Below are 23,935 nucleotides of genomic sequence, written 5' to 3'. Positions count from 1 at the left end.
ATGCTGCACAACGACCCCATCGCCGCCCTAACCCCGCAGGTGGTGGAATGGCGGCATCACATCCACGCCAACCCCGAACTCGGTTTCCAGGAGTATGAGACCGCGCGCTTCGTTGCCGACAAGCTGCGCACCTTCGGGCTCGACGAGGTTCATGAAGGCATAGGCGGCACCGGCGTCGTCGGCGTTCTCAGGGGACAGCCAGGCGTGCGCGCCATCGGGCTTCGGGCCGAACTCGATGCCTTGCCCGTGCTGGAAAAGACCGGACTGTCCTACGCGTCGAAAAAAGACGGCGTGATGCATGCCTGCGGCCACGACGGGCACACCGCGATGCTGCTCGGCGCCGCCAAGCTGCTCGCCGACAACAGAGCCTTCGACGGCACCGTCTGTTTCATCTTCCAGCCGGCGGAAGAAAATGAAGGCGGCGCCATGCGGATGATCGAGGACGGACTGTTCGAGCGCTTCCCCGTGGAAGCCGTCTACGCCGTCCACAACTGGCCGGGGCTGCCGCTCGGAAAGATCGCGGCCCGTGCCGGGTCGATGATGGCGGCCGTCGACACTTTCGAACTGAACTTTGAGGGGACCGGCGCGCATGCCGCCATGCCGCAGCTAGGCGACGATCCCGTGCTCGCGGCCGGCGCCTTCGTTCAAGCCGTGCAGCGCATCGTCAGCCGTTCGGTCGACCCGCAAATGGCGCTGGTCGTTTCGATCACCCAGATCCATGGCGGCAATGTCGGCAACATCGTGCCGGGCAAGGTCTGGCTGCAGGGAACCTGCCGCTTCTTCGAGCCCACTTTGTCGGACCATTGCGAAAGGCTGATCGGCGACATCGCGCAAGGCACTGCCTCGGCGCATGCACTCACCGCCAAGCTCGCCTACAAGAAAGGCTACCCGCCGCTGGTCAACACGTCGGCTGCCACTGACCGGGCCGTCCAGGCGGCAACCGCGGTTGTCGGCCGCGAGCAGGTCGAGACCGCATTCAACCCGAGCCTCGGCTGCGAGGATTTTGCCTACATGGTCCGCGAAGCCGGCGGCTGCTATGCCTGGGTCGGCGCAGGAGCGGTCAGACTGGGCGAAGGGCTGCACGGCGATCGCTATGTCTTCAACGACGCCATCGTCCCCACCGTGCTCCGCTATTTCGTCACGCTCGTTGAGCAGACGCTACGCTGACGGCCGAGCGCCTCAGCGCAAGGTCTCGACGTATTTCTCGTGGAAGCTGACATAGCCGGGTTCGACGACTTTGAGATGGCGCTCGATCAGCTGGTGGAAGGCCGGCAGCTGATGGAAGGGCACGCCGGGATAGGCGTGGTGCTCGGCGTGATACGGCATGTTCCAGGCGACTTTGCGCACCAGCCAGTTGGTCAGCGTGGTGCGGGTGTTTTCCAGCATGTTGGCGACAAGCGGGCAGCGGCCATGCTCGGCCAGCAGATAGAGCCTGAGGAAGGGCTGGCCGAGCAGCGCCGGCACGATCCAGACATAGAGCAGTACACTTGCCTCGAACCACAGGGCTAGCGCGGCGACCACGACATAGAAAGCGATCATGGCGCGGGCTTCAGTGCGCACCTTGGGCAGGCCTTTCGGCGGCACGTAGCTGTCGTGGCAGCCGCCAATCGCGTTGGTGTAGAGTGTCTGCAAATGCCCCCACCACACCGGCAGGCCCGAGACGTGGACGATGTATTGCCGCATCGTCTCCGGTTTCGGGAAGGCGAGTTCCGGATCGTTCTCGGGATCCTGGGTGAAACGGTGATGGGCGAAGTGGAAATAGCGAAACCAGTCGGCGGGCAGCGCGATCGCCAGGCTGCAGACCCTTGCGGCGGCATCGTTGAGCCACTGCGTCTCGAACGCCGTCCTGTGCACCGTCTCATGCAGCAGCGTGAACAGGAAGACGATAAGAATGCCTTGCGGCAACATCAACAGCGGCCAGTACGACACCTTGGCCGCAATCAGCCCGCCGATAGCCACAATCGCGCCGAGATGGAAGGCGAGTTGGACCAGACCCGGCCCGTCCGACTTGCCGGTCAGGCGGCTGCGCTGCTCATTGGTCAGGAACGCGATGACGTCGCGATGGTCTCTGGGTTCAAACTGGGCCGATACGGTCATGGCGCCAAGCTACTCGAATAAGAAAGCTTTCGAAAGACGAGGATTTCTGCGACACAGATAAGCTGACCTTACCTATCGGATCACCCAATGACCGCGCTTCCTTCGCTGAGAGGACTTCAAGCCTTCGAGGCGGCGGCGCGCTCGGGGAGTTTCGCCGCAGCGGCGGATGAGCTCTCGATCTCGGCGGCTGCGGTCAGCCAGCTCATTCGCACCGTCGAGGAGCAGATGGGTCGAAAACTGTTCCATCGCGTCAACCGCCGCGTGGTGCTGACGGAAGCCGGCGTCGAGATGCTGCCCCGGCTGACCCTGGCTTTTCGGGAGATCGGCAGCATCGCGCGTGGCAGCGATGCCTTCCGCCCGCGGCTTGTCGTATCGGTGCCGCCGTCCATGGCGATGGGCTGGCTTTCCGAACGCCTCGCCGGCTTTGTCGCCAGCCACGGCGCCGTCGACATATCCCTGCGCGGCGATGACGATCCGGTGCCGTTCGACCGCGAACTGATCGACATCCGGCTGTCCTTCGGCCCGCACTATCGTGAACACCCGAGCGAGGAGATCGTCAGGGACGCCGTCTACCCCGTCTGCGCGCCAGAACTCACCGCCAAAACCGACAGCCTCGCCGGCCTGCCACTGATTCACACCGACTGGGGACCGACCGGCGCGTCGTTTCCGTCTTGGCGCACATGGTTCGAGGCGGCGGGCATAGAGCCCGGCCGCACAGTGCAGCGCGGCCTGTCGGCGAACTCGTCGCGGGCAGCGCTCGACCTTGCCATTTCAGGGCTGGGCGTGGCGCTGGCGCAAGGCATTTATTGCGCCGGGGCGCTGGAAGAGGGCCGTTTGGTCCGGGCTAATGCCCTATCGATCGCGCTGCGTCAGCCATATTGCCTGACGATCCCGGAACGCAGTGCAAGGCGCGACCTGGTGGCGGCGTTTCGCAATTGGCTGATTGAGGAATGCCGGCGGTCGGTGGGTTCGCCGGTGCTCCTATGATGGTCAGCAGCGTCAGAGATGCGCAGCCAGCGCCGCTGTCATGTCCTTGTTCGTCGCCACGGGAATGATCTCGAACTCCACCAGGTCAGACCATTCGATGACCCAGCGCTGCAGCAGAGTGACGTCATCGGCCTCGACCAGCAGGAAGCAGCGGCTCATATCAGCCGCGATCCAGGAGTGGTGCACGACAAGCGCGTCCGGCTTCAATCTGCCGCGCTCGCCGAAACGGCGGTAGATCTCCTTGCGGTCGCAGCCGGTGAAATCCTCGATGACGATGAACTGCATTTTTCCCCCTCGGTTGAATTACCGCCCGGGACGGCAAACTAACGCCCGGGACGGTCCAGCCGCTCCAGGAACCATTGCGTCAGCCGCACCCAGACTTCGTCCTTTTCGCCGGAATCCTCCCAGCCATGGTCGAGGTTCGGGTTGTCGTTGACCTCGATGACGAAGACGCCATCCTTGGTTTCCTTGAGATCGACGCCGTAAAGCCCGTCGCCGATGCAGCGCGCCGCCTTCACCGCGGTGTCGACGACATGCGGCGGCGTCTCTTTCAGCGTGAAGGTCTTGATGCCGCCCTGGTCGGGCTTGCCGCTGGCCTTGTGGTTGACGATCTGCCAGTGTTTTTTCGCCATCAGATAATGCACGGCAAACAGCGGCTGCCCACCGAGCACGCCGACGCGCCAGTCATATTCGGTCGGGATGAATTTCTGCGCGATCAGGAGATCGGAATCCTCCAGCCACTCGGTGGCGAGCGTCTTCAGTTCTTCGAAGTTGCCGCATTTCTTGACGCCGCGCGAGAACGATGAATCCGGGATCTTCAGCACCAGCGGAAAGCCCAGCGTCTGCGCCGCCAGTTCGAGGTCCGAGGTGCCGGCTATCATCACCGTCGGCGGCACCGGCACCTTGTTGTAGGCCATCAGTTCGTTGAGATAGACCTTGTTGGTGCAGCGGATCATCGACAGCGGGTCGTCGATCACCGGCATGCCTTCCTGCTGGGCGCGGCGCGCGAAGCGGTAGGTGTGGTTTGAGATCGAGGTGGTCTCGCGGATGAACAGCGCGTCGTAATTGGCGAGCTTGGCCAGGTCCTTCCTGGTGATCGGCTCGATTTCGACGCCCATCTTTTCGGCGATCTTGGCCCAGTAACGCAGCGAGGAAATCTCCGACGGCGGCAGTTCCTCATGCGGATCGACCAGCGTGGCGAAGGTGTAGCGTGCCGGCGTACGGCCCTTGGTGTCGCGCCACTCGCGGTTGGTGTACGTCTCGAGCGCCTGCACGAAGAGGGCTTCTTCCTCCTCGGCCATCCTGGCCAGCGGCAGGAAGCCGATCTTGCGGATCGAAGCCCATTCGGCGCTGTCCTTGATGTGAACCTCAAGCGCCGGAGCGCGGAACCAGTCGAACAACAGCTTGGCGAAGCGGTCCCAGACCTTCGACGGTCCGATGCCGAAGAAGATGCAGATTTTTTGCGGGAATACGCCACCGAGATCCTTGCGACATTTGTTGAGCGCCAGCTCCAGTTCCGGCAGCGCGTGCTCGTAGAGCTTGCGCTCGGACAGGTCGATCATCGTCTCGACCGTCGGGATGACCTTGTGGCCGCGCGAACCGGCGAGCAGAGAGGCATAATAGCCGCGGCTCTGGTAGGCGTAATTGTTCGACAGGTTGATGACCTTCGGCTGCTGGCCGCGAAACAGCGCCGGATGCGCAAGATAGTCACGGTTGGTGATGATCTTGTGCGGCGTCGCCGCCGGGTCGAGATCGTTCTGACGGCCGGTGAGGATGACCCAGGTCATTGTTATCAGCGTTTCCCAAGAGTGATGGCAGCACGCAGTCCGTCGCGGCCGAATTGCGCCATGTTCATGAAGATGCCGTGCGGCACGGGAATGTTGGCGGCATCGAGGATGGTCTCCTGTCTTTCGTCCTCGACCCAGGGATCGTGGATCAGGATGTGGTCGCCATCGTCGCCGATAGCCAGCACCCAATGCGGCACCTTCTTGCCGAACATCAGGAAGCCGCTGATCAGCACCAGCACCAGTTTTCCCTGAGCCAGGGCGCCGCGGATATCATCGATGGTGAACGGACGGTAATTCACCGGGATGCCGTAAAGTTCCGCGCGGCGGCGAAAGTCCACCTGGGCAAGTTCCATCACCCGGCGCTTGTCGTCGCTGCGCACCGATTGCAAGAACAGCGCGCCATAGAAGGACACGAAGATTTCCGCCGCAAGCCCGCTTTCGTAGCCGGAAACCGCAAGGCCGAAGGGCTCGCAGCCGCCCGGGCCGGACATCATGAACACGGTCGTTGCCTCGCGCCATAGGCGGATTTCCATGACCGGATCGGGCACGAAGCCGGAATCGAAATTGGCCATCGCCATCATCAGGCAGCATGGACCGCAGGTGAACTCGCAGGTCTGCTGGTAGAATGGGACTTTGGTGGCGACCGGAATATCGCCGCGCAAGGTCTTTTCGTAGCGCAGCGCGGTGGCGCCATCCTCGTAATAGTGGGGCTCGCGACCGATCTTGCGGTAGCCGCTCTGCTCATAGATGCCGATGGCGCGAAGATTGTCCTCGCGCACTTCGAGGCGCAACATCATGCGGTCGTGCTCGAAGGCAGCTTCTTCGGCCGCTGCAAGCAGCATGCGGCCAATGCCGCGGCCGCTGAAAAACGGGCTGGTGGCAAGCGAATAGAGCCGGGCGACGCCGCTGCCCTTGCGAAACAGCACGATGGCGTAGCCGGCGACACGGCCATCGCTTTCGGCGACCAGCATCTCGGCTGTCTCGCGTTCGATCAACAGGCGGAAGGAGCGCCGGGAAATGCGGTCACTGGAAAAAACCGCCTTCTCGATGGCGGCGAGGTCATCGACGTCGGACGCGCGGGCCTTGCGAATCTCGGCAGGCATGCGGGTTTGGAAAACCTCGATTGGGTGGAGGAAAAGGCCGCGGTCAAAAACGTCGCAAACATCAGCCGAAACGCCGATATCAGCCAAGCGCTATCGCACCTTGAATAGGGCCGAATTGTGACAGTTCCACCGCGAGTGGCGGGCGGTGACCGCGGCACCGCCAGGTGCGGCGCCGCCTCGGCGCATGACGCCAAAACCGAATGTGCTCAACTGGCGATACCGGCCAGAAGCTGACCGTAGGCGCGCTTGGCGACCGCAGCCAGCTGCTCTCGCGGCAGCGAGCCGACGACGGCGCAGGCATAGCCCTTGTCCAGCCAGTAGACCGCCTCGGGACCGTCGGCGTCGGCCATGTAGGTGCCCTTGGACTTGGCTGAGGAATCAGCGGTAACGAACAAGGAGATGCGCTGACCCTTGGCGTCCTCGTAAAGCAGCATCGCTGCCTTGCCCTGGCCGGCGGGCAGCAGCCGGCCGCCAACCAGCTGGAAGCCTTCCGCCACCAGATCCGGCGCCACCAGTTTCAAGCCGACGCGGTTGGACAGCCAGGTCTGCAGGTGATCCTTGTCGCTTGCCGGCACTTCCACCGCATGGCGCTGTTCGGCGGCATAGATGACATGGGCGGCGATAGCCTCTTCGGCCAGTTGGTCATCGGCGCCATCTTCCCTGCCGATGCCGTCGATGCCGGCAAAATAGCCGCCAAGACCGCCGATGACGAGCACTGCGGCCGCCGCGGCCGCAAGCCACCAGCGCGACTGCCGCGCCGCCGCCTTGGTCGCGCCTTCACCGCTAACGATCTGCTTGAACAGCACCGGCACGGGCTCGTCGAGCACACCGGCAAAGGCGGCGCGCAACGCGGCGCGGTCGGCGGTGTAGCGGGCGCTTTTCGCCTTCATTTCGGGATTGGCGTCGATCCAGGCGTCGTAGGCGGCGCGCTCGTCGCCCGGCAGCTCGCCGTCGAGAGCCATGTGGATATCGCGTTCGGAAAAATCGCGGCGGGTCATTTCTCGACGATCCTTATCGAGCGGCGGCGCGCCGTGTCATCGAGCAGGCTGCGCAGCTCCTCGCGTCCGCGCGCTATGCGCGACATCAGCGTGCCGGCGGGCACGCCGAGAATGTTGGCGGCTTCGGCATAGGAGAATCCTTCGATGGCGACCATGACTAGAGCGGCGCGGCGGTCGGGGCTGATCGCCTGCAATGCGTCGATGATCTCGCGCGAGGCGGCGTTCTCGGCCTGCTCGGCGGGGACTGCCTGCGCCTCGTTTGCGTCAAGCGGCAGGATCGCCGCCTCACCGCGCCGGTTCACCTTGCGCATCTGATCGATGAACAAATGATGCATGATCGTAAACAGCCACCTCCGGGGGCTTTCTCCCGTCTGCCAGCTTTCAAGCCGCAAGAGCGCTCGTTCGAGGCAATCCTGGACGAGATCGTCAGCGGATTCGCGGTCGCGCAGAAGCGAGCGTGCGTAGCGGCGCAGGCGCGGTATTTCGCCAAGGATTGCTGCCTTCTTTTCGTCCATGACCGCTGGTTCTGAGGTCGCCCTTGTTTAACCCGATTGAACGCGCCTTCCCGGCGCGGCGCAAGCGGCCAGCGCGAAGCGGTCTGCCGCCCCGGTCACCCAAGCAGTGAGATAACGAGTTGATCGGCTAAATTATTCCCGGCAATCAACAAAAGGGCCGAATTATCCTAAATCGGTCAGTGCGAAATCATGGCCTTTGTACAGCAGTGGAAGATCGCGGCTTTTCGCGCAGGCGTAAGCAAAACAGTCCCCGAGATTCAGATCCGCCTTGTGGCCAACGGCTTTGCCGTAACGGGCGCTCGCGTCAATGGCCCGAGAGCCGATGTTGTCGTCAATGGCCAGACTCTCTCCCATGATCTCCACAATGAACTCATCGATCAGATCGCGGGCATGGAGAAGGGCTTCAGCGCTGGGTCTGCGCGGGCCGGCGCCGGCCCTTGCCAATGCCTGTGTTGCTTCGAAGTGAACCAACGGAGAAACCCAGACCTGCCCGGAAAAACCGGATAGCTGCTTCAGCAATTCCTCCCACCCAGGTTCCTGGTTGAGAATGGCGACGATCACCGACGCGTCGACAAACATCAGTCTTCCCACATCTCGTCGGTGAACTTCTTCATATCGAAATCGGGATTGGGCAGGCCAAGCTTCCTGGCCCTGTCCTGAAGACTGGCGATCCGATCGCGCAGCGGCACCTTCGCCCGATTGCGCTCAAGTTCGTGCACGAGCGCGACCCGCACCGCCTCCGTTTTGCTCGGAGCGTTCGTCTCGCGTTGCAATCTGCTGGCCAGCGCATCCACTTCGTCGTCGCGGATATAGAGCGGCATCGAATATCCTCCGTTGGATATTCATATATTCCATCCCGTATATCACTTCAAGTTGCAGCGTTGGCCTCCCTCGCCGCCCGCGTCAGCAGCCGCTGGTAGAACAGGCCGATGCCGATCAGCACGGCGCCAAGACCGATGAAGGACAGCGCCCTGAGCACGCCTTCCAGTTCCGACATGTCGAACAGGAAGACTTTTACCACGGCAATCGCGATCAGCGCCGCCGAGGCGATGCGCAGCACCTGCGACTTCAGCCAGACGCCGGCGGTGAGCAGCACGACGCCAATGACCAGCCAGAGCGCCGAATAGGTGTAGGTCTCGAGCTGGCCGAGGCCGCTCCACAGGCCGATGAACTCGCCCTTGAACACGCGCCTGACCGACAGTGTGGCGTAGGCGAAGACAAGCAATGCCGCCACCACCGCCAGCATCTGCGCATACCATGGCGGCCGCTTGTCCCTGGCATAGAGCGCCAGCCCGCCGACAGCGATGGCCGGCAGGAGATAAGCCAGGAACAAGAGGTTGAACACCGGGATCTGGCCGGTCGATTCGTCGGTGAACAGCGGATTGAGCACCAGGAAATGCTGGAGGACGATGAAGGCGACCGAGAGCACGCCGGCAGCCATCGAGCCGTAGCGCAGCACAGAGCTTGGCGAGCGCATGTCGATGGCCACCAGTATCGCGCCGGCGCCGATGGCGATCAGCGTATAGATCGCCTGTTCGGCGAGCGTCACCGGGCCGGTGTCGATGACGCCGCCATGCATGGCGTGGCGCACCAGCATGGCGACGGTGAGCAGCGCAAACAGGGCTGCACCCGCCTCCATCGCTAGGCGCGGCCGGCCATTACCAGTTGTTGGTAGTGCGGGGGTGGTACGCGCGAGTTGCCAGGCGGCAAAGCCGAAGGCTAGCGCCGGTACGCCGTATCCCGGCAGCAGCCAGTTGAACACCCGCGTCGTCGTCAGGAACTCGGCGCCGACGATGGTCGGATCGAAGGCGACGCGGCCGAGCACGGCGACGACCGCGCCGACCGAAATCCAGCCCAGCACCGGATAAGAACGCCAACGCGTCGCCAGCGCCGGCACGATGGCGGCAACGCCGGCAAGCAACGTGGTCCAGCCGGAACCGAAGGCCATGTGCAGCATCAGGAGCCCGGCCAGAGCCGAGCCGCAAAGCGCGAAGGAGACGGCGACGTCGCCCTTGAGCGGCGGCTGTTCGGCGCGCGCAATCCATTCGCCGCCGGCGGCGAAGACGACGACCAGAAGGGCAGCTATCGCTGCGTAGACAAGGTCGCGGTCGGGATTGCCGTAGGCGAGCCACAGCGTCAGCAGAATAAGCAGCGGCGCAGCGACGCCCCATGCCGCCCAGCATGCCGCGCGGACCCGTGCTGAGGCGGCGAAGCGGCGTGCGGCCCAGAAGCCGGCGCCGATGAAAACCAGGCCGAGGGCAATGCCGATGCGCAGCGTCAACGGATTTCCGGCCGCCACCGGCATGCCGTCAAAGCCGATATTCCCCTGGGTTATGTCGGAGCCGATGGTGGTGGGCGGAATGATGCCGAGATGGATCATCACGCTCACCACGCCGGCGGCATGCAGCAGCGGCAGCGCGCGCGGCCGGTAGAGTGCGGTGGCGACAAGGGCGACGAGGACGAAGGCGCCCGGCAAGGCGCCACCGGCGGCGACCAGCGTCGTGTCGACGGACAGGCCTAGCGCTGAAAACGCAACGAAAACGCCTGGCACGATCGAGGGCCAGTCGAAGCCGGTCTTCGCCGTCTCCGCTTCGCTGTCACGTGTGCCCAGCCAGACAAAGGCAAGCACCGCCAGCGTCACCGCGTCGATGAACAGGATGACGGCAAGGTCGGCGACTAGCGTGCTCATCATGTAGACGATGGTCCAGGCGCCGGTGCCGAAGAAGGCCGCCGCAATCAGGAATTTCCAGTCGCGAATGCGGGCGATCACGGCTGTAGCGGCAAGCACGATCGCCAGGTAGACGAACAGCGCCCATGGGTTGGGCGCCTGCGAGGACACAAGCGCCGGCGTCGCCATCGAGCCGACGAGACCGATGCCGGCCAGGGCCTGGCCGTGGACGAGGGCGGCGGCAATGGTCGCCACGCCGATGGCGCCGAGCACGGTGAAGGCGAAGGCCGGCCCGACGAAACCGTAAATGGCATGCGCGGCATAGACCGTACCGAACAGGATGAAGGCGCCGGCAGCCGTCAGGATCGCCGGAATATAGGCGCCTGCAGCCCCTTGCACCGGCACCTTGAAGCCGGTGCGGCGGATGAACTCGCCGCCGCCGATCAGCACCAGGCCGAGCAGCGCCGCCAGGGACAGCCGCACTTCAGGGCCGAAAATGCCGGCCTCGATGGTGTAGCGGATCAGGAACAGGCCGCCCAGGGCCAGCGCGACGCCGCCGACCCAGACCGCCCAACGGGTGCCGAGCGCCGTTTCGACCTCTGACTGGCGGGCTGCCTTCGACGTGGCGGCAGGCGCGGATCCGGTGAATGCCGCCTTGGCCGCGGCCGACAGTTCTGGCACGGCCTCGCTGGTGGCCGCATCGGCTTCGGCGGCCGGTGCCTGGGCATGTGCCGCGTCTGCTGTTGTTGGCGAAGCTATGTCGGCAACTGGTGCGCTAGCGTGAGCGGCATCCGCCGGTGCGCTTGCAGCCTGCTCGGCCGGTTTGGCAACGGGCGGTGTCGCATGCACTCCGGACAGAACCAGGCTGCGCAGCGCTCCGAGCTCGCGCTCGATCAGACTGACGCGGCCCTGCTGGCGCAAGACGAGGACAAAAAGCACGATAACGACGACGGCGCCAATCAGGCTTTCAAACATGGCGGTTCCCCCAAACCAGGCCAGTTTTCACTGACAATTGCGGCGGCCACACGGCCACCCCAGACGGCTATTCAAGTCACGCCACCGCAATGGTGGCCGAAAAGAAGTTATCGAGCATGTTTCCTCGGCAAATTCCAGCGGCCTACGGTCTTTATCCTCACCCATCATCTGAGATAGCCAGGAATGGCATGCCGCCGCCACTTGCCCAGGAGCCATGCTATCCTCGGATGAACTACGAGGAAATCGAATGCCGAAACGAAGTGCAGGGCTGCTGATCCACCGGACAAGGGCCGGCATTCTCGAATTTCTGCTCGTCCATCCCGGCGGCCCGTTCTGGGCAAGGAAGGATGAAGGCGCTTGGTCGATCCCCAAGGGCCTCGTCGAGGACAATGAAGATGAGTTGGCCGCCGCCCGGCGCGAGGCTGGGGAAGAACTCGGAGTCAGCATCGATGGCGATTTCGAACCTGTCGGCAGCTATCGGCAAGCCGGCGGCAAGATCGTCATCGCCTGGAGTGTCGAAGCCGATTTCGATCCCGATGCCGTTAAAAGCAACATGTTCACGATGGAATGGCCGCCCAGGTCAGGCGTGACGAGGGAATTTCCCGAAATCGACAGGGCCGGCTGGTTTTCCTTCGCCGAGGCCAGCCTCAAGATCCTCGGCGGTCAGCGCGCCATCCTCGATGATTTCATGGAGCATCGCAAAGCCGGCTGAGGCTCTTGCCCTACGAGTACCCCCACCCTAACCCTCCCCACAAGGGGGAGGGAATGCTGCCGCATGCAGCTTTTGGTGTGAACCTGGACGGTTTGCGGAGGTCAGCACCCACCGAGTCTCCCTCCCCCTTCTGGCGCAGCGTCTGCCGTAAGGGCGGCCTTGCCGCCCGAATGATGCTTGCGCAAGGCGGCGAGGAAGCCGGCACGGGCATCGGGCTGTTCGATGCCGCGCGGCTCGTAGACATGGCGGGTGAAAAAGAAACCGGTCAGATGGAAGGCGTCCTCGAGTGCCGCGTGGTCCGCCCGCAAGCCGGAGCCGCGCCGCAGGAAGGCCGGCAGCGCCAGCATCTTGTCGCGCCATGGCGCGCCGGCCTGGCGCGAAACCGCGCGGCCGGATTTCGGCGAGACATAGGCCAGATCCTGCCTGGCGCCGGTCGCCGCGCACTGGCTGAGATCGAGGCCGAAGCCGAGTTCGTCGAGGATGAGCAGTTCGAAGCGCGCCACCAGTTCGCCGGCGGCATCCGAATCGTCCAGATGGGCGATCATCACGGCAAGCGTCTCATACAGGCTGCCATGGGCGTCGCGCTCCGGCAGGAGCCTGAGATGCGCGGCCATGGTCTGCAGGCCGTAGACGGCGACTGCGCTGTCCATCAACCGGGCGGCATTCATCTCGATCGCCTCGGCCTGGAAGGTGCCGAGATGCTCGTCGAGGCGTGCCCGCCACAAAAGGTCGACGCGGTTGCCGGGCTGCAGCACCGGCTGCTGCTTGCGCGAGCGCCCGCCGCGCACCAGGCCGAGATGGCGGCCATGCGCACGCGTCATTACCTCGAGAATGGCGCTGGTTTCGCCATGCTTGCGGGTGCCGAGTATGATTCCCTCGTCGCGCCATTCCATGGCAGGAGCTTGTCACCGGTTGCGTGGCTAAATCAAGATTTTGGCGCGCCGCGTGCGATCTGTGCTGACATTGGATCCCCACACATCGTCGAAAGGCTCTGATCACGCGAATTCCCGGTGATCGGCCAGGACGTCGTCGATGACGCGGCGCGATCGCTCGGCTTCGGCTTGGTTGGCGTCGTGTCCGGCAACCGTGATCAGCGCCTTCCACAGCGTCCAGCCGCGGCCGCGCGCCCAGGTCGCTTCATCGACGTCGATGGCGGCGCGGAACGCCTCCCGGCTCTCGCCCTGGAAGAACGTCCAGGCGATCGCCAGGTCGCAAGAGGGATCGCCGATGCCTGAGGTGCCGAAGTCGATGATGGCGCTCAAACGGCCGTTTTGGACCAGAAGGTTGCCCCAGGCGACGTCGCCGTGAAACCAGACGGGCGACCCTTGCCAGGTGGCGGCAAGGGCCGCATCCCAGACAGCGGTGGCCGCCTGGGTGTCGATCTGCCCCTCCAGCGCCTGGAGTGCTTCCCTTGTCTGGTTGTCATACACGCTCGGCGTTCCGCCGCGGAAGAAATTGTGCTGGCCCGCGGGCGGCCCGCCCGCCGGATCGATCCGCCGGAGCGCAATGAGGAACTTAGCGAGATCGACCGCGAACTGTGGGCGATCGGCGATTTCGGCGGTCTTGGCTGTTTCGCCGTCGATCCAGCGGTAGACGGACCATTGCCAGGGGTAGTCCTCCCCAGGCTCGCCCATCGCCAGTGGATCCGGGATCGGCAGCGGCAGAAGCGGCGCCAGCCTGGGCAGCCAGCGGTGCTCTTTTTCGACCTGCAAGGAATATGGTGCGGCACTCGGCAGCCGCACAGTCATATCATTGCCGAGGTGGAAGGTTCGGTTGTCCCAGCCGCCAAACGCCACCGGCCTCACCGGCAGATGCCGCCATTGCGGAAATTGCGCGGCGATCAACCGGCGCACGAGATCGGTATCGATGGTCGGTTTTGGATCAGGCATGTCATCGTCTCAAACTGCCGGGCGGCATTTCTAGACGATGAAGCTCAATGGGGAAACTCAAGCCCCATCTCGCGGTAGCGCTCGGGGTCGTCGCCCCAGTTTTCACGCACTTTGACAAACAAGAACAGGTGCACTTTCTGCTCGAGAATGCCGGCTATTTCCATGCGCGCCGACTGGCCGATGGCACGGATCGTCTCGCCCTTGTGGCCGAGCACGATCTTCTTCTGGCTGTCGCGCTCGACATAGATGGTCTGGTCGATGCGTACCGAGCCATCCGGTTTCTCTTCCCATTTCTCGGTCTCGATATGCGAGGAATAGGGCAACTCCTGATGCAGCCGCAGATACAGTTTCTCGCGGGTGATCTCGGCCGCCAGCTGGCGCATCGGCAGGTCCGAGATCTGGTCTTCCGGATAGTACCAGGGGCCGACCGGCAGCGCTTGCGCGAGATAGTCGAGCAAATCCTTGCAGCCGGAGCCGGTCAGCGCCGAGACCATGAAGGTGCGCTTGAACGGCACCTTTTCGTTTGCTGCCGCGGCCAGGGCCAGCAGCGCCTCGTGCTTGACCCGGTCGACCTTGTTGAGGATCAGCACCATCGGCTGGCGGACGTCCTTCAGCCGCTCGAGGATGGCGTCGGCGTCGCCCCTGATGCCGCGCTCGGCATCGATCAGCAGCAGCACGATATCGGCGTCCTTGGCGCCACCCCAGGCGGTGGTCACCATCGCGGTGTCGAGCCGGCGCTTCGGCTTGAAGATGCCGGGCGTGTCGACAAAGACGATCTGCGCGTTGTCATGCGTGGCGATGCCGCGCACGATGGCGCGGGTGGTCTGCACCTTGTGAGTGACGATCGACACCTTGGCGCCGACCAATTGGTTGACCAGCGTCGACTTGCCGGCATTGGGCGCCCCGATCAGGGCAACGAAACCGGAATGCGTGGCCTCCGCTGCCGGAGGGAGATCTTCGCTGCCGGTCACGCCGCACTCCCTTGGTTGGCCCAGATGCCCTCGCGCATAAGAAACGTCGATGCCGCCGCTTCTTCGGCTGCGCGGCGAGAGCCGCCCGTGCCGCTTGCCGGCGCAAAACCGCCGACCTTCACGGACACCGTGAAAACCGGTTGATGTTCAGGTCCCTCGCGTTTCTCGATCGCGTATTCGGGCCTGACATCGCTGGTCTTGGCGATCCATTCCTGCAGGTCGGATTTCGGATTGGGCGGCTTGGCCACCACCTTTTGCGAGCGCGGCTCCCAGTAGCGCAGGACGAATTGCCTTGCCGCATCGAGGCCGCCATCGATATAGACCGCCGCGATCAGCGCTTCGACCGCATCCGCCAGATAATTTCCGCCCGAGCCGCGCGAGCGCGCCTTCAAGGCAGCGTCGGCCCGAACCAGATCTTCGAGCTGCATTTCAATGCCGATCTCGGAGCATGTCCGCGCATCGACCAGGGCATTGAAGCGCGGGGCGATTTCACCTTCCGGCGCCTCAGGAAACTTTTCGAAAAGCAGGTCGGCAACGATCAGGCCGAGCACGCGGTCGCCAAGGAATTCGAGGCGCTGGTTGTTGCTGCTCGCCTTGACCGCACTGGAATGGGTCAGCGCGGTCTCGAGCAAACGGACGTCCCGGAAGGAATGGCCGGTTTTGGCTGTCACCAAATCGGCCAGAGTTTCACCCGTCGGGCGCTTCAAAGCCATCAATTCACGAAATGGAACAGGCGCGACAGGCGCACGAGCGACGGCCATTTCCAGATCTCGAGGGGGCTCGCCTTCCCGGCGATCGAGAAGAAGACGATGTTGGCGCGGCCGACAAGGTTCTCCGCCGGCACGTAGCCGACGCTGAGGCGGCTGTCGGAGGAATTGTCGCGGTTGTCGCCCATCATGAAATAGTTGCCGGGGGGCACGACGAACTCGCGGGTGTTGTCGGTGATCGAATTCGGTGTCAGGTCGAGCGTGTCGTAGCTGACACCGTTGGGCAGGGTCTCGCGATAGACGTCGACCGGCTCAGGCACTTCCGTGATATCAGGATTTTGGATCTGGCCGGTTTTCACACGAGGCACGCCCTGGCCGTTGATGAACAATTGGCCGTCCTTCATCTGGATCTTGTCGCCGGGCAGGCCGACGACGCGCTTGATGTAGTCGAGCGACGGATCCGGCGGGAACTTGAAGACCACCACGTCGCCGCGCTTCGGATCGGAACCCCAGATGCGGCCGGAAAAGATGTCGGGGCCGAATGGCAGCGAATAACGCGAGAAACCATAGGACCATTTGGTGACGAACAGATAGTCGCCTTCGAGCAAGGTCGGCCGCATAGAGCCGGACGGAATCGAGAAGGGCTGGAACAACAAGGTGCGGATGACCATGGCCAGCAGCAAAGCCTGGATGATGACGCTGACGATTTCGCCAAGCCCGCCGGATTTCTTCTCGGATTTTTCAGCCACGCTCATGTCGTCCTCGATTGTGCGTTGGATGGTATAGAGTCTCGGCGCGCGCTGGGCAACGTCAAGTCGGCGTTAGATAGCGGTCGTCTGATGCAATCAATGTGGCGCTTGTTCGGCGGGCAACGCCTCGATGATCACAAAGGCTTGAGCAAGCGGGAAATCATCGGTGATTGTGAGGTGGATCGCCGCTCTGTGCCCGTGTGGCAGGATTTTGGCCAGCCGTGCCGCCGCTCCCCCGGTCAGCGCCATGGTCGGCGCGCCGCTGGGCAGGTTGGCGACCCCCATGTCGCGCCAGAACACGCCCTGCGCCAGCCCGGTGCCAAGCGCCTTGGCGCAGGCCTCCTTGGCGGCGAACCGCTTGGCATAGGAGGCGGCGCGGCCCTTGCGGCCTTCCGAGCGGACCTGTTCGACCTCGGTGTAGATGCGCTGGATGAAGCGCTGACCATGCCGTTCCAGCGACTTTTCGATGCGTCTGATGTCGATCAGGTCGCTGCCGATGCCGATGATCATTCCGCCGGAACTTCCCGTCCGCGGTGCCCGGCCTTATGCGCCCGCTCTGCCATGCGCTTCCTGCGCTGCTCGCGAAAGGCTGTCATCCCCCAGCGGGTGATACCGTAGAAGATCAGCCCGAAGATCAGGCCGAGCGGCACAGCGCCGATCAGCATCGGCTCGAGCACCGGATGCCACAGTTTTGCAAACGACAGCGTGTGCATCATCTCACCAAGATGCGCAGGCGGTCCGTTCTTGGGCAGGCGTTCATGCAGGATCAGCTTGCCGACTTCCCAGGACGCTCCCCACAGCAGCGGGAAAGTCAGCGGATTGCCGAAGAATACCGCGCCGAGGGCGGCGGCCACCAGATTGCCGGCGACCACCCAGCAGAGCACGGCGGCGACGGCAAAATGGAAGCCGAGCGGAAAGAAGGAGGCGAAAACGCCGGCCGCGACGCCGGCCGCGACTGCATGCGGTGTCGCCTTCAGCCGCAGGATGCGCTTGGAGAAATATTGCAACGAGCGCGAAAACGAGCGGCGCGGCCACAGATAGGTACGCACCCGCTCCAGAATGCCATCAGGCTTTCGGCGTCGAAAAAGCACTCTGTTCCAGTTCCCGGTTCATCACGCCCAAATTGCAACCATCCCTGGCCGGGCGCGGTCGCTCCATCTTGCGCTTCGAGGGCGCAGAAAGGCAACAACGACTTTGATATAGCGACTGCCTTGCGGCGGAACAATGAAACGCCGCCGCGATGGTCTGCCGCAGGCGGGTAACAAGAGCGCCATTGGGGCGAAACTGAGGACAATATCGATGAAAGCTCCCCGACGACGGCAAGGCCCGCGCGAGACGACGCCGAGGCGGATAGATTATTCCCGATATTCGCTGACTTCGACCAAATTGCTGTCCGGATCGCGGAAATAGACCGACATCATCTTACCGCGGGCGCCGGTGCGCTCGACCGGACCGACTTCGATGGCAACGCCATTGGCTTCCAGACGGGCGCAAATCTCGGCAAGCGGCCTTGCGGCGACCAGGCAGAAATCGCCGGACCCAGGCATCGGCACCTTGGCCTTGGGCTCAAAGGTGCGGCCCACCTGATGCAGATTGATCTTCTGCGATCCGAACAGCAACGCCGTCGGCCGGTTCGGCTCGTCGAGGCGCTTGAGGCCAAGCACCCGCTGGTAGAAGGCGCAGCTGTCCTCCACAGAGCGGACCGTCAGCACGAAATGATCGATGCCGGCGATCATGGTGATGTCCCCTAGATGTTGCGGCTTCCTGGCTTAACGGCGGGAATGGCGGCAAGTTCCGGCGGCAGGCGGTCGGCGGGATAGGCCGGGACCTCGTATTCGGCAAGCGCGATCAGCGGCACGCCGACATTGGTCTTGCCGGCCGAGCGGTCGATGATGCAGGCCGCCGCCACCACCTCGGCGCCAATCGCGCGCAGGCAGTCGATGGTTTCGCGGATCGAGAGACCAGTGGTGACGATGTCCTCCACGATGACGACGCGCGATCCCGGCGCGATCTCGAAGCGGCGCAGCCTGAACTCGCCGCCTTCGCGCTCCACCCAGATTGCTGGCACACCGAGATGGCGCGACGTCTCATAGGCCGGGATCAGGCCGCCGATCGCCGGGCCGACGACGTAGTCGATCTTGCCCGGCACCGCCTTGCGGATCTTTTCGGCCAGCGCCTTGCAAAGCCGCTCGGTCTTGTCGGCATGCATGAAGACGCGCGCCTTCTGCAGGAAGACCGGGCTGCGCAGACCCGACGTCAGGATGAAATGTCCCTCCAGAACAGCGCCTGCCTCGCGGAAAATGCCCAGAACTTCATCGGTATTCATAACTCGCCCCATGTCCATGGTGAATGGTGAATGGTGAATGGTGAATGGTAGTGAGAACGCCTTCTTTCACTATTCACTATTCACTATTCACTATTCACTATTCACCCATTCACACGCCGCGCATCGCTGACGCTCGAATTATCCTTGAGCTGCGACAGCAGCCGGTTGAGGTGCTTCAGATCCCAGACTTCGAGATCGATCAGCATTTCGGTGAAGTCGGGCGCGGTGCGCACCATCGACAGCGTATGAATGTTGGCGTCGTTGGAGGCAACGACCTGGGCGATGTCGGCGAGCGAGCCCGGCGCGTTGATGGCGGTGACCGAGACGCGCGCCGGAAAGCGCTCCTTGGTCTGCTCGTCAATGTCCCAGCGCACGTCGATCCAGCGCTCCGGCTGGTCGTCGAAGGCCTGCAGCGCCGGCGACTGGATGGGATAGATGGTGATGCCGGTGCCCGGCTGGACGATGCCGACGATGCGGTCGCCAGGCACGGCCCCTTCCGGCGCGAAACGCACCGGCAGGTCGCCGCGCACGCCGCGGATCGGCACCGCGCCATCGCGCGGCTGGTCCTTGTCCTTGCGCGCGGCTCGGGTGCCGGGCATCTGGAACAGCATGCCGGCGGCGTTGCGGATCTTCGACCAGCCCTCCTCGCGCTGCTTGGGGGCGCTGACGGTGACGCGCTCGTCCTTGTAGTCTGGAAAGACCGCCTTCATGACGTCAGTCGAGGCAAGTTCGCCGCGCCCGACCGAGGCCAGCACATCTTCGATGTCCTTGCGCGCCAGCCGGTGCAGCACCGGCTTCAGGCTTTCCTTGGTGAAGGTCTTGCCGGCGCGCTCGAAGGCGCGCTCGAGAATGCGGGCACCAAGACCTGAATATTGCTTGCGAATGGCGTTCTTGGTGGCGCGGCGGATGGCTGAACGCGCCTTGCCGGTGACCACCACCGACTCCCAGGCCGCTGGCGGCACTTGCGCCTTGGAGCGGATGATCTCAACCTCGTCGCCGTTCTTCAGTTCCGTCATCAGCGGCATGATGCGGCCGTTGACCTTGGCACCGACGCAGGTATCGCCGACATCGGTGTGCACGGCATAGGCGAAGTCGATGGGCGTGGCGCCGCGCGGCAGCGCGATCAGCATGCCTTTCGGCGTGAAGCAGAATACCTGGTCCTGGAACAGCTCCAGCTTGGTATTTTCGAGGAAGTCTTCCGGGTTGTCGCCTTCTGCCAGTTGCTCGATGGTGCGCCGCAGCCAGGCATAGGCGTTGGTCTCCTTCGAGATCGCATGGGCGGCACCGTTCGTCTTGCCGCCGGTGTCCTTGTAGATCGAATGGGCGGCGACGCCATATTCGGCGATCTTGTTCATCTCGCGGGTGCGGATCTGCAGTTCGACGCGCTGGCGCGATGGGCCGACAATGGTGGTGTGGATCGAACGGTAGTCGTTCTGCTTGGGCGTCGAGATGTAATCCTTGAAGCGGCCAGGTACCATCGACCATGTGGTGTGAATGGCGCCGAGCGCGCGGTAACAGTCTTCGACGCTGTCGACGACGACGCGGAAGCCGAAGATGTCCGAGAGCTGCTCGAAGGACAGCGCCTTGGCCTCCATTTTGCGGAACACCGACCAAGGCTTCTTCTGCCGGCTCTTCACGCCGGCGTTGATGGCATGCTTTTCGAACAGCGCCGACAGCGCCTTTTCGATGTCGGTCAGCACGCCCTTGTTGCGCTCGAATATCTCGGCAAGCCGCGCGGTGACGGCGCGATAGGCTTCCGGATTGATGAAGCGGAAGGCGATCTCTTCCAGTTCCTCGCGCATACCTTGCATGCCCATGCGCCCGGCGAGCGGCGCATAGATGTCCATCGTCTCCTCGGCGATGCGCAGGCGCTTGGCCTCGGGCATGTGGTCGAGGGTGCGCATGTTGTGCAAACGGTCGGCGAGCTTGACCAGCAGAACGCGGACATCCTCCGAGATGGCCAGCAACAGCTTGCGCAGGTTTTCTGCCTGCTCGGCCTTCTTGGAGACGAGATCGAGCTTCTTCAGCTTGGTTAGGCCTTCGACCAGCTTGCCCATTTCGGGGCCGAACAGATCGTCAATCTCGGCCCTCGTCGCGGTGGTGTCCTCGATCGTGTCGTGCAGCAAGGCGACAGCGATCGTCGCCTCATCCATGTGCATTTCGGTGAGGATGGCGGCGACTTCGAGCGGATGCGAGAAATAGGGATCGCCGGAAGCGCGCTTCTGGTGGCCATGCTTCTGCATGGCGTAGACATAGGCCTTGTTGAGCAACGCCTCATTGACGTCAGGCTTGTAGCGCGCAACGCGCTCGACAAGCTCATACTGACGCATCATGGGCGGGTTCTCACGGTGCTGAAATGATTGATGCGCCGCACTGATGTACGGCGCATCTCATAGATAGCCACCAAACACACGGGACGGAAGTGCCGGAACCATATTCCCGGCAGGTCCAGGGCAGCGATTAGTAGTCGTCGCTCTTTTCCGGGGGAACCAGGCCCTCGATGCCGGCCAAAAGGTCTTCCTCGGTCATGCGATCGAAGGTGACGTTTTCTTCCGCGTCGTCGGCGTCGGTAGCTGCAACTGCGTTGCCGGTCTGGTCGGCGATCGCCTCGCCGTCGGCCTCGGGCTCGTCAACCTCGACATGCTTCTGCAGCGAGTGGATCAGATCTTCCTTGAGGTCGTCGGGCGACAGCGTCTCGTCGGCGATCTCGCGCAGCGCCACGACCGGGTTCTTGTCGTTGTCGCGCGGCACGGTGATCGGCGCGCCCTGGCTGATCTGGCGGGCGCGATGGCCGGCAAGCAGCACGAGCTCGAAGCGGTTGTCGACCTTGTCGATGCAGTCTTCAACGGTTACGCGGGCCATTGATTGCCCCTTTCATGCCTGGATTTGATGGAAAACAGGCGCGGTCCATAACCCGAACGCCGCCAAAATACAAGCATTATGGCTCTGTGGCCCCATGGGCTGGCGAATGCCAGCTTCTGGCGCCGCTGAATGCCTTGCCGGCGAAGCCCGCCTACCGGGCGACGACACGGCTCCGATCACAATTGCTTGCAGTGCGCCCCGGCACCCTTGGATTGCCGTAAAACTGGCGCTATCTCGGTTGACGAAAGGTCAGCCGGTTTATTTACGAGCCGAGCGATATAAACGACCCATTTCGATTAGTCCGCCACCTATTTCGAAAAAGGAATATTGCCATGTTCGACCCCCGTGAAAAAATCGCTCTTTTCATAGACGGCGCCAATCTCTACGCCACCTCGCGCGCACTCGGCTTCGACATAGACTACCGCAAACTGCTGTCCAGCTTCCAGAAGCGCGGCTATTTGCTGCGGGCCTATTACTACACCGCTCTGGTCGAGGATCAGGAATACTCTTCGATCCGTCCCCTGATCGACTGGCTCGACTATAATGGCTTCAAGGTGGTGACCAAGCCGGCCAAGGAGTTCACCGACTCGACCGGCCGCCGCAAGATCAAGGGCAATATGGACATCGAACTGACCGTCGATGCGCTCGAACTTGCCGATGTCGTCGACCACTATGTCATCTTCTCCGGCGACGGCGATTTCCGCACACTGGTCGAAGCGCTGCAGCGGCGCGGCCGCAAGGTCTCGATCGTCTCCACCATGGCCTCGCAACCACCGATGATCTCGGACGATCTGCGCCGCCAGGCCGACCATTTCATCGATTTGACCTCGCTGAAGAACGAGGTCGGCCGCGATCCCTCCGAGCGACCGGTGCGCAGGCCCGAGCCGGCCGAGGTCGAAGAGGAAGACTATTGACGGCGGCGGCCTTGGTCGCCGAACCCGACCGCGACTGCCCGCTCTGCCCGCGCCTGCATGATTTCATCGCAGACTGGCGGCAGCGCGAGCCGTCGTGGTTCAACGCGCCGGTGCCGACCTTCCTGCCGCCTGATGGCGAGGACGCCGTCGAACTGCTGATCGTCGGGCTGGCGCCCGGCCTGCGCGGCGCCAACCGCACCGGCCGACCGTTCACCGGCGACTATGCCGGCGACCTGCTCTACTCAACGATGATCGCTCACGGTTTTGCCCGCGGCGAGTTCAAGGCGCGGCCGGATGACGGGCTCGAACTGATCGGCACCGCGATCACCAACGCGGTGCGCTGCGTGCCGCCGGAGAACAAGCCGGTCGGCGCCGAGATCGCCACCTGCCGCAGCTTTCTGGTGCCGACGATTGCACGCTTTCCCAGATTGCGCGCCGTGCTGGCGCTGGGCTCGATCGCCCACCAGTCGACCGTCAGGGCGCTCGGCCAGCGCGTCGCTGCCTATCCGTTCAAGCACGGCGGTCGGTTGCCGGCCGGCGGCGTCACGCTGTTTTCCAGCTATCACTGCTCGCGCTACAACACAAACACCGGTGTTTTGACCGAACCCATGTTTGTCAAGGTGTTCAGCGACATCGCCGCCTTCCTGCGCAATTAACGCCTTCAGAACCCCGCCAGCACGATCTTGCCCTTGGCTTGCCCGGGCGGATGACGAAGCTTGCCGAAAGGCAGGCATGACGAGACAGGCGCTCTCCAAAGCCTTGAGCGGCGACGGGAACCCGGAATTGCGACAATCATGAAAGTCCCGGAAGCGCTCGGTCTGAAACCGACCTTCGTTAGCGCGCAGACTGGCCGGAACGCTGGGTAGGGCCGATCAGCGCCGCGATGTTTGGTTCCAATCTCGCGCCGGTCGAGCACGCCAGGTCAAGGCGCGGCAAACAACTCAGCCAGCTTCTCCTGCCCGCCCTTCAGCACATTCAGATCGACATCGCCAGTGATGCCGTCGACGCGGCCCATATTGTGGTACTGCCAGTAGATCCAGTCGTTGCGACCTGGCTCCAGGAGCAACGAGCGACGCCAGAGCGGGCGAACCTCGATTTTCCCGGCATAGGCGTCCTCAGCCTCGTCGGTCAGGTAGATGATCGCCGGCTTGCCGAACGCAGCTTCAACCGGTCCGAGGAAGGCCTGGAGTTCCGCGCTCAGCTGTTCCGGCGACGGGCGTTGCGGGCAGTTGCCGCCGAATTCGATGTCGACGACCGGTGGCAGCAGCGGCTGGTCGTGCGGCACCACCGCGATGTAATTTTTCGCCTGGTCGGCGCCCGGCCGGCAGAAGGTGAAGAAGTGATAGGCGCCGACGGCGAGGCCGGCCGCGCGCGCCTCGCGCAGATTCTTGGCGAAGTCATCGTCGACATGGTCGCCGCCCTCGGTCGCCTTGATGACCGCGAAGGCGACATCGTCGGCGGCAACGCGCCGCCAGTCGATCTCACCCTGATGATGGGAAACGTCGATACCTCTGACCGGATAGCTGTCACGATCCGGCGAGAAGGCCCGGAAATAGAAGAAGCCGCCTGCCGCGACAAGACCCGCAAAGACCAGACTGGCCGCACCCCACAGGATGATCCGGTTCTTCAAGCCTTCCCCCATCGTGTTTTGCTGCTGCAGCTATTCGAAACTTGA

At 63.4% G+C, this 23,935-nt stretch carries 26 protein-coding genes; 5 read left to right on the top strand and 21 right to left on the bottom strand.

The genetic code is table 11. The annotated features are described in order from the left end of the window. Positions 1 to 1,167 carry an amidohydrolase gene (locus NKJ78_RS07600; protein WP_023727571.1) on the top strand — a complete coding sequence of 389 codons (1,167 nt, stop codon included), beginning with the start codon at positions 1 to 3 and terminating at the stop codon, positions 1,165 to 1,167. A 12-nt stretch (positions 1,168 to 1,179) separates the two neighbouring features. On the opposite strand, the gene NKJ78_RS07595 is transcribed toward NKJ78_RS07600, so the two are convergent. Then, positions 1,180 to 2,097 (bottom strand): fatty acid desaturase family protein, encoded by a 918-nt coding sequence (locus NKJ78_RS07595; RefSeq protein WP_023692868.1) that lies wholly within the window; start codon positions 2,095 to 2,097, stop codon positions 1,180 to 1,182. 87 nt (positions 2,098 to 2,184) lie between these two features. Between NKJ78_RS07595 and NKJ78_RS07590 the strand changes: the two genes are divergently transcribed. Continuing rightward, positions 2,185 to 3,084 carry a LysR substrate-binding domain-containing protein gene (locus tag NKJ78_RS07590; RefSeq protein ID WP_023753089.1) on the top strand — a complete coding sequence of 300 codons (900 nt, stop codon included), beginning with the start codon at positions 2,185 to 2,187 and terminating at the stop codon, positions 3,082 to 3,084. A 12-nt stretch (positions 3,085 to 3,096) separates the two neighbouring features. Here NKJ78_RS07590 and NKJ78_RS07585 read toward each other — a convergent pair whose 3' ends face one another. The 8 genes from NKJ78_RS07585 to NKJ78_RS07550 form a co-directional block, all read right to left on the bottom strand. After that, a complete protein-coding gene (locus NKJ78_RS07585) occupies positions 3,097 to 3,369 on the bottom strand; it encodes a DUF3303 domain-containing protein (protein WP_023727570.1) in 273 nt (90 codons plus the stop codon). A gap of 38 nt (positions 3,370 to 3,407) precedes the next feature. Then, positions 3,408 to 4,871 carry a RimK family ATP-grasp domain-containing protein gene (locus tag NKJ78_RS07580; RefSeq protein WP_023692866.1) on the bottom strand — a complete coding sequence of 488 codons (1,464 nt, stop codon included), beginning with the start codon at positions 4,869 to 4,871 and terminating at the stop codon, positions 3,408 to 3,410. 5 nt (positions 4,872 to 4,876) lie between these two features. Beyond that, complete coding sequence (locus tag NKJ78_RS07575) at positions 4,877 to 5,974, bottom strand: peptidase C39 family protein (RefSeq protein ID WP_023692865.1); 1,098 nt, start codon at positions 5,972 to 5,974, stop codon at positions 4,877 to 4,879. Positions 5,975 to 6,180: 206 nt separating this feature from the next. Further along, positions 6,181 to 6,972 carry an anti-sigma factor family protein gene (locus tag NKJ78_RS07570; RefSeq protein WP_023687291.1) on the bottom strand — a complete coding sequence of 264 codons (792 nt, stop codon included), beginning with the start codon at positions 6,970 to 6,972 and terminating at the stop codon, positions 6,181 to 6,183. Further along, positions 6,969 to 7,487 (bottom strand): RNA polymerase sigma factor, encoded by a 519-nt coding sequence (locus tag NKJ78_RS07565; RefSeq protein ID WP_023670250.1) that lies wholly within the window; start codon positions 7,485 to 7,487, stop codon positions 6,969 to 6,971. The genes NKJ78_RS07570 and NKJ78_RS07565 overlap by 4 nt, the downstream gene beginning before the upstream one ends. 162 nt (positions 7,488 to 7,649) lie before the next feature. Then, on the bottom strand, positions 7,650 to 8,066 hold the full coding sequence (locus NKJ78_RS07560) for a type II toxin-antitoxin system VapC family toxin (protein ID WP_023692861.1): 417 nt from the start codon (positions 8,064 to 8,066) through the stop codon (positions 7,650 to 7,652). Beyond that, complete coding sequence (locus NKJ78_RS07555; protein ID WP_023670248.1) at positions 8,066 to 8,308, bottom strand: type II toxin-antitoxin system VapB family antitoxin; 243 nt, start codon at positions 8,306 to 8,308, stop codon at positions 8,066 to 8,068. Before NKJ78_RS07555 ends, NKJ78_RS07560 begins: the two co-directional genes overlap by 1 nt. A gap of 47 nt (positions 8,309 to 8,355) precedes the next feature. Beyond that, positions 8,356 to 11,130, bottom strand: coding sequence for a DUF2339 domain-containing protein (locus tag NKJ78_RS07550; protein WP_023738569.1), 2,775 nt, complete (start codon positions 11,128 to 11,130; stop codon positions 8,356 to 8,358). Between the two features lie 247 nt (positions 11,131 to 11,377). On the opposite strand from NKJ78_RS07550, the gene NKJ78_RS07545 reads away from it, so the two are divergent. Next, entirely contained in the window at positions 11,378 to 11,842 is a 465-nt protein-coding gene (locus NKJ78_RS07545) for an NUDIX hydrolase (RefSeq protein WP_023670246.1), read from the top strand. A gap of 101 nt (positions 11,843 to 11,943) precedes the next feature. Here NKJ78_RS07545 and recO read toward each other — a convergent pair whose 3' ends face one another. From recO to rpoZ, 11 genes are all read right to left on the bottom strand, one after another. Next, positions 11,944 to 12,735, bottom strand: coding sequence for a DNA repair protein RecO (gene recO / locus NKJ78_RS07540; RefSeq protein ID WP_023738568.1), 792 nt, complete (start codon positions 12,733 to 12,735; stop codon positions 11,944 to 11,946). A 102-nt stretch (positions 12,736 to 12,837) separates the two neighbouring features. Then, positions 12,838 to 13,731: an aminoglycoside phosphotransferase family protein gene (locus NKJ78_RS07535; RefSeq protein ID WP_023738567.1), complete on the bottom strand. Its 894-nt coding sequence runs from the start codon at positions 13,729 to 13,731 to the stop codon at positions 12,838 to 12,840. Positions 13,732 to 13,775: 44 nt separating this feature from the next. Then, positions 13,776 to 14,702: a GTPase Era gene (gene era, locus NKJ78_RS07530; protein ID WP_023670243.1), complete on the bottom strand. Its 927-nt coding sequence runs from the start codon at positions 14,700 to 14,702 to the stop codon at positions 13,776 to 13,778. Next, positions 14,699 to 15,415, bottom strand: a complete 717-nt coding sequence (gene rnc, locus NKJ78_RS07525; protein ID WP_023738566.1) for a ribonuclease III — start codon at positions 15,413 to 15,415, stop codon at positions 14,699 to 14,701. The genes era and rnc overlap by 4 nt, the downstream gene beginning before the upstream one ends. Next, positions 15,415 to 16,164, bottom strand: coding sequence for a signal peptidase I (lepB, locus tag NKJ78_RS07520; protein ID WP_023670241.1), 750 nt, complete (start codon positions 16,162 to 16,164; stop codon positions 15,415 to 15,417). Before lepB ends, rnc begins: the two co-directional genes overlap by 1 nt. A gap of 90 nt (positions 16,165 to 16,254) precedes the next feature. Beyond that, positions 16,255 to 16,668, bottom strand: coding sequence for a holo-ACP synthase (gene acpS, locus NKJ78_RS07515; protein ID WP_023738565.1), 414 nt, complete (start codon positions 16,666 to 16,668; stop codon positions 16,255 to 16,257). Next, positions 16,665 to 17,249 (bottom strand): DUF2062 domain-containing protein, encoded by a 585-nt coding sequence (locus tag NKJ78_RS07510; RefSeq protein ID WP_023670239.1) that lies wholly within the window; start codon positions 17,247 to 17,249, stop codon positions 16,665 to 16,667. The genes acpS and NKJ78_RS07510 overlap by 4 nt, the downstream gene beginning before the upstream one ends. Positions 17,250 to 17,513: 264 nt before the next feature. Next, positions 17,514 to 17,894, bottom strand: coding sequence for a VOC family protein (locus tag NKJ78_RS07505; protein ID WP_023692854.1), 381 nt, complete (start codon positions 17,892 to 17,894; stop codon positions 17,514 to 17,516). 11 nt (positions 17,895 to 17,905) lie between these two features. Continuing rightward, positions 17,906 to 18,484: an orotate phosphoribosyltransferase gene (pyrE, locus tag NKJ78_RS07500; RefSeq protein ID WP_023687283.1), complete on the bottom strand. Its 579-nt coding sequence runs from the start codon at positions 18,482 to 18,484 to the stop codon at positions 17,906 to 17,908. 101 nt (positions 18,485 to 18,585) lie between these two features. Further along, positions 18,586 to 20,817, bottom strand: coding sequence for a RelA/SpoT family protein (locus NKJ78_RS07495; RefSeq protein WP_023670236.1), 2,232 nt, complete (start codon positions 20,815 to 20,817; stop codon positions 18,586 to 18,588). Between the two features lie 127 nt (positions 20,818 to 20,944). Further along, the gene (gene rpoZ, locus NKJ78_RS07490; protein ID WP_023670235.1) at positions 20,945 to 21,346 is read right to left on the bottom strand and encodes a DNA-directed RNA polymerase subunit omega; all 402 of its coding nucleotides are present in this window, start codon (positions 21,344 to 21,346) and stop codon (positions 20,945 to 20,947) included. Positions 21,347 to 21,678: 332 nt separating this feature from the next. On the opposite strand from rpoZ, the gene NKJ78_RS07485 reads away from it, so the two are divergent. Further along, on the top strand, positions 21,679 to 22,260 hold the full coding sequence (locus NKJ78_RS07485) for a LabA-like NYN domain-containing protein (protein ID WP_023670234.1): 582 nt from the start codon (positions 21,679 to 21,681) through the stop codon (positions 22,258 to 22,260). After that, a complete protein-coding gene (locus NKJ78_RS07480; protein ID WP_352459648.1) occupies positions 22,257 to 22,916 on the top strand; it encodes a uracil-DNA glycosylase in 660 nt (219 codons plus the stop codon). Before NKJ78_RS07485 ends, NKJ78_RS07480 begins: the two co-directional genes overlap by 4 nt. 266 nt (positions 22,917 to 23,182) lie before the next feature. Here NKJ78_RS07480 and NKJ78_RS07475 read toward each other — a convergent pair whose 3' ends face one another. Beyond that, on the bottom strand, positions 23,183 to 23,890 hold the full coding sequence (locus tag NKJ78_RS07475) for a glycoside hydrolase family 25 protein (RefSeq protein ID WP_502901618.1): 708 nt from the start codon (positions 23,888 to 23,890) through the stop codon (positions 23,183 to 23,185). Between the last annotated feature and the right edge of the window lie 45 nt (positions 23,891 to 23,935).

The sequence above is a fragment of the Mesorhizobium sp. M0037 genome (genome assembly GCF_040323635.1).
Taxonomy (GTDB): domain Bacteria; phylum Pseudomonadota; class Alphaproteobacteria; order Rhizobiales; family Rhizobiaceae; genus Mesorhizobium.
Note: the sequence above shows the minus strand (reverse complement) of the source record. Positions and strands in the feature narration are given on the sequence as shown.

Coding starts and splice junctions, on each gene's coding strand:
- NKJ78_RS07600 (WP_023727571.1), top strand. CDS start 1: ATGCTGCACAACGACCCCATCGCCGCCCTAACCCCGCAGGTGGTGGAA.
- NKJ78_RS07595 (WP_023692868.1), bottom strand. CDS start 2,097: ATGACCGTATCGGCCCAGTTTGAACCCAGAGACCATCGCGACGTCATC.
- NKJ78_RS07590 (WP_023753089.1), top strand. CDS start 2,185: ATGACCGCGCTTCCTTCGCTGAGAGGACTTCAAGCCTTCGAGGCGGCG.
- NKJ78_RS07585 (WP_023727570.1), bottom strand. CDS start 3,369: ATGCAGTTCATCGTCATCGAGGATTTCACCGGCTGCGACCGCAAGGAG.
- NKJ78_RS07580 (WP_023692866.1), bottom strand. CDS start 4,871: ATGACCTGGGTCATCCTCACCGGCCGTCAGAACGATCTCGACCCGGCG.
- NKJ78_RS07575 (WP_023692865.1), bottom strand. CDS start 5,974: ATGCCTGCCGAGATTCGCAAGGCCCGCGCGTCCGACGTCGATGACCTC.
- NKJ78_RS07570 (WP_023687291.1), bottom strand. CDS start 6,972: ATGACCCGCCGCGATTTTTCCGAACGCGATATCCACATGGCTCTCGAC.
- NKJ78_RS07565 (WP_023670250.1), bottom strand. CDS start 7,487: ATGGACGAAAAGAAGGCAGCAATCCTTGGCGAAATACCGCGCCTGCGC.
- NKJ78_RS07560 (WP_023692861.1), bottom strand. CDS start 8,066: ATGTTTGTCGACGCGTCGGTGATCGTCGCCATTCTCAACCAGGAACCT.
- NKJ78_RS07555 (WP_023670248.1), bottom strand. CDS start 8,308: ATGCCGCTCTATATCCGCGACGACGAAGTGGATGCGCTGGCCAGCAGA.
- NKJ78_RS07550 (WP_023738569.1), bottom strand. CDS start 11,130: ATGTTTGAAAGCCTGATTGGCGCCGTCGTCGTTATCGTGCTTTTTGTC.
- NKJ78_RS07545 (WP_023670246.1), top strand. CDS start 11,378: ATGCCGAAACGAAGTGCAGGGCTGCTGATCCACCGGACAAGGGCCGGC.
- recO (WP_023738568.1), bottom strand. CDS start 12,735: ATGGAATGGCGCGACGAGGGAATCATACTCGGCACCCGCAAGCATGGC.
- NKJ78_RS07535 (WP_023738567.1), bottom strand. CDS start 13,731: ATGCCTGATCCAAAACCGACCATCGATACCGATCTCGTGCGCCGGTTG.
- rnc (WP_023738566.1), bottom strand. CDS start 15,415: ATGGCTTTGAAGCGCCCGACGGGTGAAACTCTGGCCGATTTGGTGACA.
- lepB (WP_023670241.1), bottom strand. CDS start 16,164: ATGAGCGTGGCTGAAAAATCCGAGAAGAAATCCGGCGGGCTTGGCGAA.
- acpS (WP_023738565.1), bottom strand. CDS start 16,668: ATGATCATCGGCATCGGCAGCGACCTGATCGACATCAGACGCATCGAA.
- NKJ78_RS07505 (WP_023692854.1), bottom strand. CDS start 17,894: ATGATCGCCGGCATCGATCATTTCGTGCTGACGGTCCGCTCTGTGGAG.
- pyrE (WP_023687283.1), bottom strand. CDS start 18,484: ATGAATACCGATGAAGTTCTGGGCATTTTCCGCGAGGCAGGCGCTGTT.
- NKJ78_RS07495 (WP_023670236.1), bottom strand. CDS start 20,817: ATGATGCGTCAGTATGAGCTTGTCGAGCGCGTTGCGCGCTACAAGCCT.
- rpoZ (WP_023670235.1), bottom strand. CDS start 21,346: ATGGCCCGCGTAACCGTTGAAGACTGCATCGACAAGGTCGACAACCGC.
- NKJ78_RS07485 (WP_023670234.1), top strand. CDS start 21,679: ATGTTCGACCCCCGTGAAAAAATCGCTCTTTTCATAGACGGCGCCAAT.